This window comes from Shewanella mytili, from assembly GCF_046765975.1.
Classification (GTDB): Bacteria; Pseudomonadota; Gammaproteobacteria; order Enterobacterales; family Shewanellaceae; genus Shewanella; species Shewanella mytili.
In genome coordinates this window covers 117041-133191 of record NZ_JBKOUD010000001.1, presented here as the reverse complement: position 1 = coordinate 133191, position 16151 = coordinate 117041, and the positions used below count along the sequence as shown (strand labels likewise).

The following is a 16151-nucleotide window of genomic DNA, read 5'->3' as shown; positions in this document are numbered from 1 at the left end:
ACAGGCACAGGTTTAAACTAGGGGTGATTAATTGTGAGGTTACAAAGCAAGTTACAGTAACTAAAATATTCAATTTTAATTCTGTTGTTTTACGCAATTAAAATCCGCAAATGAACACTATTTGAATCACATACAAAAACAACAATAAATATCTTTAAAAACAAAGCAATAACAAAACAAAACCCGTTAGCGTTCCAACATTAATAAACAGTAAAATACTTATCACTAATATATTAAACTTAAAATAATTCCAAACAAAACCATCCTCGTGATATAAAAATGGGGCTGTCCATGACAACCCCTTTATGATTTTTATTTATCTTTCTGATTAAATGAATTTATTTCTTTGAGGCTTTATCCAAAAGGTAATTCAACAACGCGGTGAAATAGGCATTGGGATCTTTGGCATGGGAAACCGCCCCAAGATTTACCATATATTTACCCGCCACCAAAAAAGCCGGAACCCCTTTAATCGCCAGACTGTTTTGATCCTGATAAGCCAACGACAGTTTTTCCAACGTCGCCTCACTGTCCATATCCCGATAAAACGTTTGCGCATCAAGCTGATGCTGGCGCAGGAAGGTTTTCAAATCGGCCCGGTCCGGTAAGCGCCGTTCACTTGCCGCAAAGTCATGGTAAAACGCCATCAAGGGATAGATAAGCTCCGCATGGCCACTGGCCTGCAATGCATAAAATACATGGGCATCAAATACCCAGCGATCACGTCCAATGGCCGGACGGCGTACAATGGTCACATCCGGCGTGGCCTTTTCATATTTGGCCAGCAGCGGATTTAACGCCTGACAATGGGAACACCCCAACCATAAATATTCCACAATGTAGGGTGAACTGATGCCAGCCACGTTAATGGGACTGGAAATGGTCAGGAAATCCTGCCCTTCCTTAAACTGAAAACTGTCGGCATGCGCCATGCCGCTCATCAGGACACATGCCATCAAGGCACGGCCCCACCACAATATACGATTTTTCATCACCCGTAATTCCCTGAAAAACATCCGGCTTTAATAGTGCCTAAAGATGGTTGCCAATACCAGTGAGATTGCCCCCTGGCCACATGAATAAACGTTAACAAACCTGTGCCATTGTTATCCGCACTTTGCCTGGCGGCCATCACGGAAAATCCCCATAAAAAAAGGGACAGTAAACTGTCCCTGAAAACGTTAAGTGTGAGCATTAACGTGTTAATGCAAACCGCAAAGGTTACAACACCTTGGCCGCAGGTTTTGCATCTTCCACGGCGCTACGCAAACGTGCCTTCAACGCTTGATAAATCTGCGCCGCATGGCTTTCTGCCCAAGCCTGATCCTCAATGGGACTCAAGGTGACCGCACAGTATTTCACCTCTGGGGTATTGGTGACCGGATCCATATGTTCCTGGGTCAGCTCATTACAGGCGCCCACCCACCACTGGTAGGTCATGTACACCGCACCACGGTTGATGCGCTCATTGTAATTGGCCCGGGTTATCACCTTGCCACGACGGGATTCCACCCAGACCAGTGCCTGATCCTCAATCCCCAGTTTTCGTGCGTTTTCCGGATGGATTTGCACGAATCCCGGTTCATCGGCCAGCGCTTTGAGTGCAGCGCAGTTACCTGTCATGGAGCGGCAGGAGTAATGGCCCACTTCACGTACCGTACTCAACACCAGCGGATAATCCGTGGTGGTCAGCTCGGCCGGTTTGCGCCACGGATGGGTCAGCAACTGCCCTTTGCCGGAAGGCGCCGCAGTGAAGGTCAAATCCGTATACAAAATCGGCGTGCCGGGATGATCCAGCGTCGGGCAAGGCCACTGAATGTGCCCCAATTCGCCCATTTTCTCGTAAGTGACCCCGTAGTACATGGGGCACAACTCCCGCAGTTCATCCCAAATCTGCTGATCATTGTCATAGTGCATGGGGTAACCCATCTCAGTGGCAATCAGCGAGATGATTTCCCAGTCACGTTTTACGTTGTATTTGGGTTCCACCGCCTTGTTAAAGCGCTGGAAACCCCGATCGCAACAGGTATACACGCCGCTGTGCTCACCCCATGAAGTCGATGGCAGGATCACATCGGCCATTTCGGCGGTTTTGGTCATGAAGATGTCCTGAACCACCAGAAAATCCAGTGCTGCCAACCCTTTGCTTACAGAGCCAGTATCGGCTTCAGTCTGTATCGGGTCTTCGCCCATGATGTAATAGGCCTTGATTTTGCCCTCGAGTGCCAGATGTGGCACCAGTGACAAGCGCACGCCGGTATCAGGGTCCATGCTCTGTGGTGACACGCCCCAGGCCTTGGCAAATTTTTCCCGTACGGCGGCATCGGTCACCTGCTGGTAGCCGGGGAACAAGTCTGGCAATGCGCCCATGTCGCAGGCGCCCTGTACGTTGTTCTGACCCCGCACCGGTGCCACGCCAGCCCCTGGTTTGCCCAGGTTACCGGTAAGCAGGGCCAGGGTTGCCAGGCTTTTCACGGTTTCGGTGCCTTGGCCGTATTGGGTCACGCCCATGCCCCACATGATGACGGCAGATTCCGCCGCTGCATAAATCCGCATGGCTTGGCGAATTTGTGATGCGGGTACGCCGGTGATCTCCTGTACCGCTTCTGGCGCGTAGTCTTTCACCACGTCCCAAAGCCCGTCAAAGCCCTCGGTGTATTTGGCAACAAAGGCCTTGTCGTACAAGTCTTCTTCAATCAGGGTATAAATGAATGCATTGATCAATGCCATATTGCTGCCGTTATGCAGCTGCAGGTATTGGTCGGCAATGCGGGCCGTTTCAATCTTGCGGGGATCGCACACCACGATTTTGGCGCCCTTCTGGTGGGCACTGACAATCCGCCGGGCCACAATCGGATGGGAATCCGCCCCGTTATAGCCAAACACAAACAAGCATTTTGAATTTTCAATATCGTCCAACGAGACGCTCATAGCGCCGTTGCCCAAGGTAGCGCGCAGACCTGCGACGGATGGGCCGTGTCAGACTCGAGCGCAACAATCGACGTTATTGGTGCCGATCACTGCGCGAGCAAATTTTTGCATGACATAGTTGGTCTCGTTGCCGGTACCACGGGAAGAACCTGTGGTCATGATGGCACGGGGACCATACTGCTCTTTTATCTCGGAAAACCGTTTGGCCACATACGCAATGGCTTCATCCCAGGAGACGGTTTCAAAAGGAGCGCCCTTGCTGCGGCGGATCATCGGCTCGCGCAGGCGTGGGGTCAGCAGTTTGGTGTCGTTCAGGAAGTCCCAGCCGTAATAGCCTTTGAGGCACAGCTCTCCCTGGTTGGTGTAACCGTTTGCGGCTTCAGCGCGGATAATCTTGCCATTATCCACCACCAGATTCATCTTGCAGCCCGCTCCGCAATACGGGCATACAACGGTTGCTTTTTCCATAATGTCTACCTTTACCTGCTTAAGAGTAGAGTTGTGCCCCGGCATCCAGTGCGGCGCGGCGGCGTTTTTCTGCACTCATGGCCTCAAGTTCATTGCGGTCAATACATCTGAGTGCGTTGGTCGGACAAACCTCGATACAGGCCGGCCCCTGGGGACGGGTGTAACACAGGTCGCATTTATTGGCCTGGGCTTTTTCCACCAGGACATTGACAGCAGCGCCGGTATTGCGCACCACCGGATGGGTAACCACTTCCATGGCACCGTAAGGACAGGCAACCACACAGGTTTTACAACCGATGCAAAGGTCCTGCATAACGTGTACGAAGCCATGTTCACGGCGAATAGCGTTATTGGGACAAACGTTAGCACAGGGAGCGTCTTCGCACTGGCGACAGGCGGTCGCGGTGCTGATGTCTCCCCCTTTTATAACGTGGATGCGGGGACTGAAGTTTACGGCGTTGACGCCAGTCACATCCCCCTCAGGGCGATGGGCAACGGCGCAGGCTACCTCACAGGTGCGGCAGCCAATGCACTTGCTGGCATCAGCGAGAATAAAACGATTCATAATGCTCTCCGGTTTTCCACAGGCATGTACTGCCTGCTATGACAAAGCACCTATACAAATGGCTCTCATACACAATCAATAACAATACATAATTCAGGCCAATTATTTTTTTACTTTAAAAACAATCAAGTAATTAAATATTTGTTGTTTATTCATCCTTGATGACACCCATGTGACACCATTTCGACAAAACTGTCGATGCCGTTACTCATACGGGTTGTCAACGGTCAGCGGCGGAATGTCCCGCCAGCTGCCTTCGGCAATATGGTGATATAACGTGGAGACGGCTTTGCTCACGCTGGGTGACATGGGATAGCAAAATCCCACGATGTCAGGCTGAATGCCTATCATCACCACCTCATCCACCGCATCGCGCAAGTCATCAATCAGGAAATTGAGCGGCATGCTATGGGTGCTCATCAGCATCATTTCACCAATGGTGTCCGGATCCACTTGCCGGATCTCTCCCGGAGAGAGCCCCATTTCGGTGGCATCCACCACCACCAGCAAATGCGGCGACAACTCACGAATGCGCACGGTTTCGGTTTCCGGGGCACTGCCGCCATCCATCACCTTCCAACCGTATACTGGCCTGTCGGCCAGTTGCTGGGCCAATAGCGGCCCGGCGCCATCATCCCCCATCATGCTGTTGCCTACACACAACAACACTTTGGCCGTACTGTTGCCGTCCTTGCGGATGTTACTCATGCAGCCTCCTGACAATCAGGTGAATGGCAGGTTCATTCTGGATCATCGCCAGCATGTCCATCAGCTGATCGCGCCATTGCAGAATGTCGTCATCCACATCATCGCCCATGGCGGCCAGCCCTTCGGCCAGCATCACCACATGACTGCTGTTGATGACTATCTCCCCGTACTTGGGAATGCCTGCCAGTTTCTGACGGGCCGCGTCCAGAGGAATGGCCGCCAGCCATGCCTGATAGCGGGCCAACGGGCAGGTTAATGCCGGTTTAAAACAGTCAATCACCCCCAGGTGATGGCCAATGGCCAAGCCGTAATACACCAGTTGCTGCGACTCAGGTTTGGCATCTTTGTCATCAACAAACTTCTGGTTGAGGATGAAAAAGGTCACCACTTCGCTCATGCCCGCAATGCTCCTGTAAGTTGTTGTAATTGCCCGATGATTTCCGTCAGCCGTGGATCGTTCTGCTGTTGCAGGTACTGGGCTACTGCGGCATCCCCCGTGGGAGTGACCAGCAGTTGCAGATACTGATCGGCAATTATCCTGCCATAGCGGTACCCTGCCAGTTCACGCGCTTTGCGCTCCACGGCCACCCTTAGTTGCGGCGCCACCTGCGGATGTTGCAAAGTGGCAGGCTGGGTGTCGATAACCGACGGTTCACGGGCGTGAATTTTCTGCTCCAACAACCCCAGTGCCATGGCGAACCCGTACAGGGTGGCCGCCGGTGTAGGTGGACAGCCGGGGATGTACACATCCACCGGCACAATTTTATCCGTGCCGCCCCAGACGCAATAAAGATCGTGGAAGATACCACCACTATTGCCGCACGCGCCGTAGGAAACCACGATTTTGGGATCCGGCGCAGACTCATAGGCCCGTAATGCTGGTACGCGCATGGCGCGGGTAACAGCTCCAGTATATAGCAGAATATCCGCATGGCGGGGGGATGGCACCACCTTGATGCCAAAACGCTCGGCATCAAACAATGGCGAAATGCTGGCAAAAATCTCGATTTCACAGCCGTTGCAACCACCACAGTCAACCCGATACACATAGGCGGAGCGGCCGATATTTTTCAGTAACGACGCCTTCATTTTGGCAATGCTTTCATCCACGGTCAGAGGAATGGGCATGCCATTGGCATCACGAGTGCCGGATAACGTCAAACTCATAGTGTGGGCTCCCGTAATAAGCGGCTAAGATTGATCCGCTGTGACTGGGTAATGTTGTGCCGCCGCTTGCATTGGGGACAGGTGTGCAGCTGCCGGTGCAGCTCGTCACGGTCCTGATACTGGCCGCTGGCCATGAGCAGGTCTTCGGCATACTGCAGCTCTTTTTCCACGGCAAAGGGCTTGTTGCATTCAGTGCAGCAGGCCAGCGGGAAAGCGGCTTTCTGGTACAAATCGTCTTTACACCACACGGCCATTTGCACCTCGGGTGTCAGCACAATGGCGTGGGTGGGGCACACCTCTTCACAACGGCCACAAAAAATGCAGCGTCCAAGAAACAGTGACCACTCCTGCATGCCGCTGGCCAGATTGGTCTTCACGGTCAGCGCGTTGGCAGGACAGGCATTCATGCAGGCCGAGCAGGCAATGCATTGGGACGGGTCATGCTCGGGTTTGCCGCGGAAATTTTTGTCCACATCCGGCGGTGTCAGCGGATCGCTTCCGGTCACCACACCGGTTTTAAGCGCTTTTTTCAGATATTTCAGCATCATTGACTCCTTGGCAGACTACTTCAGCGGCGAATTGGTACGCTCAATGGCGTAACGTTCCACCTCTTTGTAGGAGACGGTTTTGCTTGCGCGCTTTTTCACATCCACAAACGTGACCCGGTCAGTACAGGAATAGCAAGGGTCAAGACTGCCGATAATCAATGGCGCATCTGATACGGTATTGCCCCGCAACATGTAACGCAGCGTGGTCCAGTTGGCATAGGTAGCCGCCCGGCACCGCCAACGGAACAATTTCTGGTTATCGCCGGTCATGCTCCAGTGGATGTCATCACCCCGTGGGGCTTCAGTAAAGCCCAGGGCAAACTTGTGGGGCTGATAGGTAAAGCCGTCCACCTGCAGTGCCCCGCCGGGCAGGTTATCCAGCCCGAAATCAATCATGTTGAGGCTGGTGTACACCTCGTTAATCCGCACTTTCAGCCGGGACAACACATCGCAGCCCTGCTCACTGTGCACTTCCATGGGCAACAAGCCATAGCCCACAAACGGATGGTCTGCCCTGGCATCGCGGGCATGGCCACTGGCGCGCACCATGGGGCCCACGTTACTGAAATCCCGAGCTATCTGCGGGTCAAGAATGCCCACGCCCACGGTGCGTTGCTCCATGTTGGGGGTGCTGAGCAGCACATCCACCAGGTCATTCACTTCCCGGCGCATCTCCTGCGCCAGCTTGCGGGTGGCCAGCATGTCGTCTTTGAGCAGATCCCGGCGCACCCCGCCAATCAGGTTGAGGCCGTAGGTTTTCCGGGAACCGGTGAGAATTTCCGCCATTTTCATGGACACTTCCCGCACCCGGAAAAACTGCATGAAGCCGGAGTCGAAGCCGGTGAAATGGCAGGCCAGCCCCAGGTTCAGAAGATGGCTGTGCAGCCGCTCCACTTCCAGCAAAATGGCACGGATCATCTGTGCCCTGGCCGGCACCTGAATGCCCAGCGAGTTTTCCACCGAGGTGGTGTAAGCCGTGCTGTGGGCAAAACCGCAAATGCCGCAGACCCGGTCTGACAGGAATGTCACTTCGTTATAACCCATGCGGGTTTCGGCCAGTTTTTCCATGCCGCGGTGTACGTAAAACAGGCGGTAATCCGCATCCACAATGCGCTCACCGTCCACAAACAGGCGGAAATGACCGGGTTCGTCGGAGGTTACATGCAAAGGGCCAATAGGCAGAATGCGGTTTTTATCATCCCCCAGTTCATTGATGAACGGATAGGTTTCCCGGTCGGTGGTGGGCGCCGGGCGCTGGCGGTAATCCATGCTGTCCTTGCGCAGTGGATAGAGTTCGTCCGGCCAGTCATCGGGCAACACCAGGCGCCGCTCATCGGGCAGGCCAACCGGCACCAAGCCGTACATGTCGCGCACTTCACGCTCGCCCCACACCGCTGCGGGGACTTTTGGCGTCACCGCCGGATACTCAAGGCTTTGGGCATCCACCAGCGCCTTGACCACAATCCAGCATTTCTCGCCCGCTTCCATGGACAACACGTAATACACGGCATAGTGGCCGTTGAGTGTGCGCTCATCATTGCCAAACAGCACACTGAGCCAGCCGCCCTGCTGATAATAGAGAAACTCCACCACATCCGGCAGCAGATTGGTTTTCACCGTAATGGTGACCTGATCCTGGGTTTGCCGCTCCTCTTGCATGATGGCGCTGGGAAACTGCGCACAGACCCGGGCCAGATAACCGGCGGCTTTATGGTCGGCATGGGCAACAGTATTTTGATTAGTCACGGGACATCTCCTGCGGGAAAACGGTTAATTGGGAAGCGGTGGCTTGCACTGCGGGCTCGGCAGCGCTGCCGGGCAACGACAAGGCCTGTAATTGCCCAGTGGCGGCAGCATCGCCGTGCAGCACAATGGCACTGGCCTGCTGCAGCAATTGGGTGACCGGTTGGGGAATATGAGTGCCCATCAGCAGCATCAGCGCCAGCAACACCACCAAGGGTGCGGTGGTCAGCCAGCCAAGCTCGCCTTTACTCACGTTGTCTGGCTGTTTGCCCAGCACCGACAGCACCACCATGCGCACCAAACCGGCCAATACCACGGTGAGTAGTGCCAACAGCAACAATACCAGCCATAAATGGCCGCCTTCAATGCCGGCGGTAACGGTCATGAACTCACTCAGGAATATGTTGAACGGCGGCATGCCGCCCAGCGCCAGCGCGCCACCGGCCAGCAGGGCGCCGGATAAAGGCGCCACTTTCAGCAGGCCTTTCACGGCAGTCATGTCACGGGTGCCGTATTTCAGCAGTACATTGCCTGAGCCACAAAACAGCAGGGTTTTGGCCAGACTGTGGTTAAGGGTGTGCAACATGGCCGCCAATACCCCAAGCGGGCCGCCAATGCCAAGTGCCACCGCAATCAGCCCCATGTTTTCCACGCTGGAATAGGCCAGCAGACGTTTCATGTCCCGTTGCACCAGAATAAGGAACGCGGCCACCGCTACCGATAACAGGCCGAACACCAGCAACAAACGCTGGGGGAATTCGCTGCCAATGGCGGCGCTTATCAAAATGAAATAACGCACAATCACCAGCAGGGCACAGTTAAGCAGTACCGCCGACAACAAGGCGCTGGTGGGGCTTGGCGCCTCACTGTGGGCATCGGGCAACCAGGCATGCATGGGAAACAGCCCGGTTTTGGTGCCAAAGCCTATCAGGATGAAAATAAAGGCCAAGTGCATCAGGGTGCCATCCAGCTCGCCGGCGTGCTGCAATACCTCGGTCCAGAAAATGGCATTGCCGGGGTCCGCCATCACGTTGGCCGCATTGGAGTACACCAGCACGGTGCCATAAAGGCCAAACGCCACGCCCACGGTACAGATGATGATGTATTTCCAGGCAGCTTCCAGCGAAGACTGCTGGCCATACAACCCCACCAGAAACGCCGAGCTCAAGGTGGTGGCTTCAATGGCCGCCCACATCACAATCAGGTTGTTGCTGGTGATCACCAACAGCATGGTGAACAAAAACAGATGGAAAAATCCGTAATAGCTGCATAAAGACGCCACGCTGATTTCACCATCGCCCACCTCGTGGTTCATGTAACCCACGGAATAGATGCCGGTGATAAACCCGATAACCCCGAGAATGGCCAAAAACAGCGCACTGAGGCTGTCCAGATGCAGCCAGTTATGAGCCGCCAGCAATTCTCCATCGCAATACACGCTCCACACGGCAAACAACGCCGCCAGCAGCAACAAACCACTGCCGATAACATGTATCCCGGTGACCAGCTTCTGCACACTTCCCCCGGCCAGACGGCAGGCAAAGGCCAATAGCGACGTCAGCAGCGGAATGGCCAGCAGGGTGATAAAAAGTTCCAAGGTAGCCATGTGATTCACCCTTTCAATGAGATCAGTTTTTGTACATCCAGCGTATGCATGGTGCGATAAATGCGCCGTGCCATCAGGGTCATGATGATCACTGCAAAAATGGCATCCGTGGCAATGCCGATTTCCACCAGTTCCGGGGCATCATGAGCCAGCAACGCCAGCGTTAGATGGGAGCCGTTTTCCATCAGGCAATACCCGAACACCTGCTTGAGGATATTGCGTTGGGTGACAATGCACATCAGCCCGATAAGGAAATGCCCCAGCGACACCGCCAGCACGGGTTTCAGCTCGCCCAGCATGGGCAGTTGCACCGGCTGCACCGCAAAATAACTCACCAGCACAATGGCGGCGGCCAGCATGAACAGCACTGCAGTACTCACGACCCCGCCATCGGCGTTGGGATCTGCCAGCTTGCAAAAGGCGCGGTACATGATCAGCGGCACCAGCACCACCTTGGTAACAAAGGCGCTGATGGACCACAAGTACAGCTCATGGGCGCCGAACATATTGGCCAGCGTGATGAAAATGCCCACCAGCACCAGTGACTGCACCCCATAAAAAACGGCGGAAACCGTCGGTTTTTTAACGGCAATCACCAGCATGGAGGTGACAATCATCAACCCGGCCAGATTATTGACAAGCAAAGTTCCAGACATGCAATTTCCTCCCTTATGCCAGCCAGCTGGCCGCAATCACACTCGACAGCAGCGACATCACAATCAACACCAGCAGCACAATCTTCATCGACCATGGCACCTCAGAAGCACCGCTGACTTCAACCGAAGGTTCACCAGGCACGGTGCGGCCAAACCACAACAGTAACCAGGCAAAGCTGGCCACCGATTCAATCAGGGCAACAATCAGTAACGGCAGCAACCACCAGTGTTCATGGCTCAGCGAGAAACCGGCGGCAAACAATGGGAACTTACTGAAAAATCCGTTAAACGGCGGCACCCCGGCAATGGCCATTGCCGCCACGCAAAACCCGATACCCAGCAGCGGCATGCAGCGCAAAATCCCCTGCAACCTTGGCAACATGCGGGTACCGCAGGCATAACTCAGCGCCCCGGCCACCAGGAAGAACAAACTCTTGGCGTAGGCATGGTTGAAGATGTAAGCGATACCGGCGTCAAACGCCATTTTGGAATTGAACACCGACAATGACAGCGCCAGGAAGATGTAAGACAACTGGGCAATGGTGGAATAGGCCAGCAGCCGTTTCATGTCTTTTTGCGGCAGGTACATCAAAAAGCCGTACACCATGGTGATGGTGGCCATTACTGCGCCAATCGCCCCGATTTCATGAGGTACGCTATCGGCAGACATGATGCCGCGGGCAAAAATGTACACCCCCACCTTCACCATGGAAGCCGCATGGAGATAGGCACTCACCGGGGTGGGTGCCTCCATGGCGTCCGGCAACCACATATGCAGCGGCAACTGGGCTGACTTGCCCCAAGCCGCAAACAGGATGCCGCCAAACACCACCAGTTTGTCTGCATCACTCAAACTGGCGATGGCCGTCAGCTCAAAGGTGCCGGTTTTGGCAAACAGCCAGGCAGCGGCCAGATACAGCCCCACAGACGCGATATGGGTGATCAGCAAGGCTTTCATGGCTGAACGTAACGATTTGGGGCTCTGGTAATACCCAATCAGCCCCCAGGAGCAACCCCCGGTGATTTCAAAAAACAGCAGTTGTCCAAGGATGGTGGATGACAGTGTCAGCCCCGCCATGGCGCCGATAAAAATCAGCAGCAACGCATAATAGCGGTTACTGCCTTCATGGGGATGCTCCCGGTTACCCAGGGTGAGATAACCGCAGGAATACAGACTGATAAGGAAACCGAGGGAAACCACGGCAAATCCTATCAGCAAGCTGACCCGGTCCATCACAAAGCCAAACAGCTGGGTGTCGCCATAGCTGTACAGGGTATAGGTTACATCGGTTTTACCGCTGTCCAGATAGGCTGCGGCCAGTGCCGCCATACCCAATGTGGCCAGCAGCGCGAACAGCGTACACAGCCCTTTGGCATGTCGCTGTGGCATTAACGCGATCAGCAGTGCGCCAATAAATGGCAGCAGCAGGGTCGCAAGCGCAATATTCTCCATAGGAATGCTGACTCCTTATAGCCCGGTGAGATAAAACATGAACGCCAGCGCCGCAACGCCAAAGCCCATCCAGGTCACTCGCCCGGTGAGCAAGAAACGGCCACGGGCCAAGGTGTTTTCAATCACCGCAGCCACCACAAACACCAGCACCAGCTTTACGGCAAAGGCGAAGGTGCCCAACAATACACTGGCAAAGCTCAAGGTATCGGCTTTGCCAAAAGGCACGAAGATGGCAAGGAACAATCCGGCCACCACCACCTGTTTCAGGCTGATGCCCCATTTCACCAACGCCAGCCCGGCACCGGAATATTCCGACAACGGCCCTTCCTGCAGTTCCTGCTCCGCTTCAGCCACATCAAAGGGGATTTTGCCCATTTCAATGAACACCGCAAAAGCGCAGGCCAGCAGTGCCATGGCCGTGGCAGTGGGCGCCGTCCAGGGGCCGGCAGCCAAAACGGTACTGATGTTGCCGATATTGGTGGAGCCGGCAATCAGCGCCACCACCAGCAGTGCCAGCATCAGCACGGGTTCAACCAGAATGCCCAGCGTCAGCTCCCGGCTGGCGCCAATGCCGGCAAAGGTGCTGCCGGAATCCAGCCCCGCCAGAGAAAAGAAAAAGCGGAAAATGGCGAAAAGGTACAGCAGGGTAATCACGTCCCCGGCTGCCGCCAGCGGGGATGCCAGCGTAACCAGCGGCAAGGCCATGGCCACCAGTAACATGGTGCCAAGCAGCACGAACGGCATCACCCGGAACACAGCGCCACAGTTGGCAGGCGCCACTTCCTGGCGGGTCAGCAGTTTCATGATGTCACGATACTCCTGCAGAACCCCGGGGCCCTGACGGGAGTGCATCTTGGCACGGATAACCCGCGACAAACCTGACAGCAGCGGCGATATGGCCATCAGTAACAGCGCTTGCAGCAAGCCTGCAATCAGCGCCAGTATCAAGGAATTTTGCATCATCATCCTCTACTCCTCAGACCATGGTGACCAGCAGCAACACCACCAGTGCCGCCACCACATACAGGCAGTAAGCGCGAAAATCACCGTGCTGGAGCAACTGCACCAACCGGCTAAGACGTTGCACGCCGCCAACAATGGGCATAACCACCTTTTCGTCCCATACCGGCTCGGTGCGGGCGGCGGCATCGGTGGTAACGTCCAGAGAGCGCTGCAGTAACGGCGCCGGATCCAGGGTTTTACGCAAACGATACAGCGGCGCAAACAGCACCCTGAGCGGCTGGGCAAAACTGCCAGCCGACATGGCCATTGGCGCCTCATAACCGTATCCGCAGGCCCAAGGGGTTCCCCGGCGGGTAAAGCCAAGCCGCTCGCTGCCACCCTTGATGCTGTAAATCAGCAGTGGTAACAGCGGCAATGCCAGCAGCAAGATGAACAGTAATGGCGGGTTAAGGCTGGTAGTGGTCATGTCGCCAGGGAACACGCTGCCGCCCTGGGCCACGGCCAGTGCCGATGTCTGGCTCAGCTGGGCGGCGATATTGGTGATGACCGGTGCCACCACCGAGGCGCCCACGCCCAGGAGCACGCAAAGGATGGCCAGCAGCCACATGGCACTGGTCATGGCAAAAGGCACTTCCCGGGCATTGGCCACTTGCTCGCTACGCGGCGCGCCGCAAAAACAGATGCCGTACACCTTAACAAAACACATGGCCGCCAACGCCCCGGTAATGGCCAGCATCACAATGGCCACAGGGCCTGCCAGCTTCAGCCCGGTACTGCCCTCAAGGCTCATGGTGAACAGCGACTGATAGGTAAACCACTCACTGACAAAACCGTTCAGTGGTGGCAAGGCGGAAATGGCCATACAACCGATAAGAAACGCCAGTGCCGTATGGGGCATCAGTTTGCCAAGGCCGCCCATCTGCTCCATATCCTTGGTGTGGGTGCGATAGATGACCGCCCCTGCCCCCAAGAACAACAGTCCCTTAAACAACGCGTGGTTAATCAGATGGTACAAACCGCCCAGTAATCCCAGCAGTGCCAGCAGCGGATGCTGGGTGGCAATGCCAATCATTCCGGCGCCTACCCCCATCAGGATGATGCCGATGTTTTCCACGGTGTGATAAGCCAGCAGTCGTTTGATATCGTGCTCTGCCAGTGCATACAGCACCCCCAGCACCGACGATACGGCGCCAAAGGCCAGCACCACCACGCCCCACCACACTTCGGTGGCGCCCAGCAGGTCAATGCCCACCTTGATGATGCCGAAAATACCGATTTTCACCATGACACCGGACATCAGCGCCGAGGCATGGGAAGGTGCGGCCGGATGCGCCCTTGGCAACCAACCATGCAGAGGCAACATGCCGGCTTTGGCACCAAAACCGAAAAAGGCCAGCAAAAATACCGCCGAGGCTTCGCCCACAGGCAGGTTGGCATCGCGAAACGCGGCAAAATCCAGGCTGCCGCTATGACGGTACAACAGGAAAAAGCCCAGCATGATCAACACGGAACCTGCATGGGCAATAAAGAAGTACAGTAACCCGGCGCCCACGGCTTCATCGTCTTGCTCGGCAATCACCAAAAAATACGAGCTCAGCGACATCGCCTCAAACAGCACGATAAAGTAAAAGGCGTTGTCCACGGCCACCAGCGCCACCATGGAGGCGATAAACAGATTCATGAAGAATCCCATGGCCCAGGCGCCCTTGTTGCGGTACTCCTGCAGGTAGGCAAATGAATACAGCGAGGTAACCACCACCAACAGGGAGATCACCAGCACCATAAAGGCCGCCAGCATATCCAGCCGCAAGGTTAAATGGGCAAACGCCGCAAAAGGCCCGGCATAATCCGCCGTTAACACGCCCCCATCGAACAGCACGGGCAGCGCCGCCAGAATGCCGGTGATGCCGCCTGCCAAAGAACACAAACCGCTGCCTCGAATGGCCAGCGCTTCATTGCGGCAAAACAGCAGCGACCATAAGGCACCGGCCATATACAGCGCCAGCGACAGCCCCAGCCAACAAAATGGTGTCATCATCATTCATGTTCCCCTTCAGTGACAGCCGGGAGTTGCCAGTTACAGGCCTTGGGCATGGCGGTTAACTGACGTTTACGCGCTGCTGCCTTCGCCAGTGCATCATCACTGACCATGACAATGGCGCCGGTGGGACAGGTATCAATACAGGCAGGGCCTTCCGGGCGAAAACTGCATAAATCGCACTTGACCGCCACCGCCCTGATCCCGGGCTGCCAATCCAGTAACGGACTCACGCCCCTTGGCGGGCGCGGTGGCGGGGCAGCCAGCGACGTACAGACATCCACCGGAATATCCAATGGTTTGGAGCCGCTGAGGGTTATGGCACCGAATGGACAGGCAATGGCACACAACTTACAGCCAATGCACAGGCTTTCGTTAAGTACGATGGCTTCATCCTCACGGCGGATAGCGTTGACGGGACACACTGTGGCACAGGGGGCGTCTTCACACTGATGACACATCTGCGGCGCTGACTCTTCAGCGCTGCGCATCACCACCAGTCGTGGTTCTGCCTGTAATCCCTGTTGCCGGTGCGCCTCTGAACACGCCGCCATGCAGGTATTGCAACCGATGCACAATTGGGGATCGGCGATGACAAAACGGTTCATATACTCTCTCTAAGCACTTCATCCCACCTTGACCTCATATCGTCACTTTTGACGACATGCTGGTAACTGACACATCTGTCGACACCTGTCACCATGGTTCAAAAACCGGGATAACTTTCCACGGAATGGGGCGTTGCGCCGTTGTGGGAGCCGCTTTTCAAGCTAATTGGCGGTTATCCCAAGGGGCAAAGCTCCCGTTAAATGACCAACTGCAAACGCTGGCCTATATGCTCAAGTAGCATTTTCTGCGCCAACGCAGAAAATTTTTAAAAATTCCTTTTATTACAAATGGTTACTTGGTTTTAATGATGATTTTACGTGAAGTGTGGTGTGCTTTCGACACCCGTGCCGCTGAGCACTGAAAACTGGAGATGCAACCGCAAAGAGGAACAACCACAAAATGCTGATAAGTACCCGCAAGAAGCCCTTTGGTTAAAACAGCATCAATAAGACAACATGGGTAAATTATATGAAAGGAATGGCCATAACGACCGGAATAAGCGCAAGAGATCCCAGATTGTTTGCCATAATTCATAAAAAGCAAACAGATTGTGACACGTCTGGCAAATATATCAGTTTCTTGCCATCGCCCCGTGGCGACTGCACTTTATTATATAAGAATGTGTTCTAATAAAACGTCCATCCCAGTGATGACGTGGATACGCCGTATCCCGGATAAACGCAGTGTCCAATCACC

At 54.9% G+C, this 16151-nt stretch carries 14 protein-coding genes; all 14 read right to left on the bottom strand.

Features of this window, described 5'->3' with window-relative positions; all coding sequences use genetic code 11:
• Positions 1-338 precede the first annotated feature (338 nt).
• Positions 339-992 (bottom strand): DsbA family protein, encoded by a 654-nt coding sequence (locus tag ACIDEJ_RS00585; RefSeq protein ID WP_411986148.1) that lies wholly within the window; start codon positions 990-992, stop codon positions 339-341.
• 229 nt (positions 993-1221) lie between these two features.
• A complete protein-coding gene (gene fdhF, locus ACIDEJ_RS00580) occupies positions 1222-3399 on the bottom strand; it encodes a formate dehydrogenase subunit alpha (protein WP_411986147.1) in 2178 nt (725 codons plus the stop codon).
• 19 nt (positions 3400-3418) lie between these two features.
• Positions 3419-3964 carry an electron transport protein HydN gene (gene hydN, locus ACIDEJ_RS00575; RefSeq protein ID WP_411986146.1) on the bottom strand — a complete coding sequence of 182 codons (546 nt, stop codon included), beginning with the start codon at positions 3962-3964 and terminating at the stop codon, positions 3419-3421.
• 204 nt (positions 3965-4168) lie between these two features.
• The gene (hycI, locus tag ACIDEJ_RS00570; RefSeq protein WP_411986145.1) at positions 4169-4672 is read right to left on the bottom strand and encodes a hydrogenase maturation peptidase HycI; all 504 of its coding nucleotides are present in this window, start codon (positions 4670-4672) and stop codon (positions 4169-4171) included.
• Complete coding sequence (locus tag ACIDEJ_RS00565) at positions 4665-5069, bottom strand: formate hydrogenlyase maturation HycH family protein (RefSeq protein ID WP_411986144.1); 405 nt, start codon at positions 5067-5069, stop codon at positions 4665-4667. Before ACIDEJ_RS00565 ends, hycI begins: the two co-directional genes overlap by 8 nt.
• Positions 5066-5839, bottom strand: coding sequence for an NADH-quinone oxidoreductase subunit B family protein (locus tag ACIDEJ_RS00560; RefSeq protein ID WP_411986143.1), 774 nt, complete (start codon positions 5837-5839; stop codon positions 5066-5068). The genes ACIDEJ_RS00565 and ACIDEJ_RS00560 overlap by 4 nt, the downstream gene beginning before the upstream one ends.
• Positions 5836-6384 carry a formate hydrogenlyase complex iron-sulfur subunit gene (locus tag ACIDEJ_RS00555; RefSeq protein ID WP_411986142.1) on the bottom strand — a complete coding sequence of 183 codons (549 nt, stop codon included), beginning with the start codon at positions 6382-6384 and terminating at the stop codon, positions 5836-5838. The genes ACIDEJ_RS00560 and ACIDEJ_RS00555 overlap by 4 nt, the downstream gene beginning before the upstream one ends.
• Positions 6385-6402: 18 nt before the next feature.
• The gene (locus tag ACIDEJ_RS00550; protein ID WP_411986557.1) at positions 6403-8082 is read right to left on the bottom strand and encodes a hydrogenase large subunit; all 1680 of its coding nucleotides are present in this window, start codon (positions 8080-8082) and stop codon (positions 6403-6405) included.
• A 43-nt stretch (positions 8083-8125) separates the two neighbouring features.
• Positions 8126-9736 (bottom strand): hydrogenase 4 subunit F, encoded by a 1611-nt coding sequence (locus ACIDEJ_RS00545; protein WP_411986141.1) that lies wholly within the window; start codon positions 9734-9736, stop codon positions 8126-8128.
• 5 nt (positions 9737-9741) lie between these two features.
• Positions 9742-10392, bottom strand: a complete 651-nt coding sequence (hyfE, locus tag ACIDEJ_RS00540) for a hydrogenase 4 membrane subunit (protein ID WP_411986140.1) — start codon at positions 10390-10392, stop codon at positions 9742-9744.
• 13 nt (positions 10393-10405) lie between these two features.
• Positions 10406-11845 (bottom strand): hydrogenase 4 subunit D, encoded by a 1440-nt coding sequence (locus ACIDEJ_RS00535; protein ID WP_411986139.1) that lies wholly within the window; start codon positions 11843-11845, stop codon positions 10406-10408.
• A 15-nt stretch (positions 11846-11860) separates the two neighbouring features.
• Positions 11861-12811 (bottom strand): respiratory chain complex I subunit 1 family protein, encoded by a 951-nt coding sequence (locus ACIDEJ_RS00530; protein ID WP_411986138.1) that lies wholly within the window; start codon positions 12809-12811, stop codon positions 11861-11863.
• A gap of 10 nt (positions 12812-12821) precedes the next feature.
• Complete coding sequence (hyfB, locus tag ACIDEJ_RS00525) at positions 12822-14849, bottom strand: hydrogenase 4 subunit B (RefSeq protein WP_411986137.1); 2028 nt, start codon at positions 14847-14849, stop codon at positions 12822-12824.
• Positions 14846-15454: a 4Fe-4S dicluster domain-containing protein gene (locus ACIDEJ_RS00520; protein WP_411986136.1), complete on the bottom strand. Its 609-nt coding sequence runs from the start codon at positions 15452-15454 to the stop codon at positions 14846-14848. Before ACIDEJ_RS00520 ends, hyfB begins: the two co-directional genes overlap by 4 nt.
• Between the last annotated feature and the right edge of the window lie 697 nt (positions 15455-16151).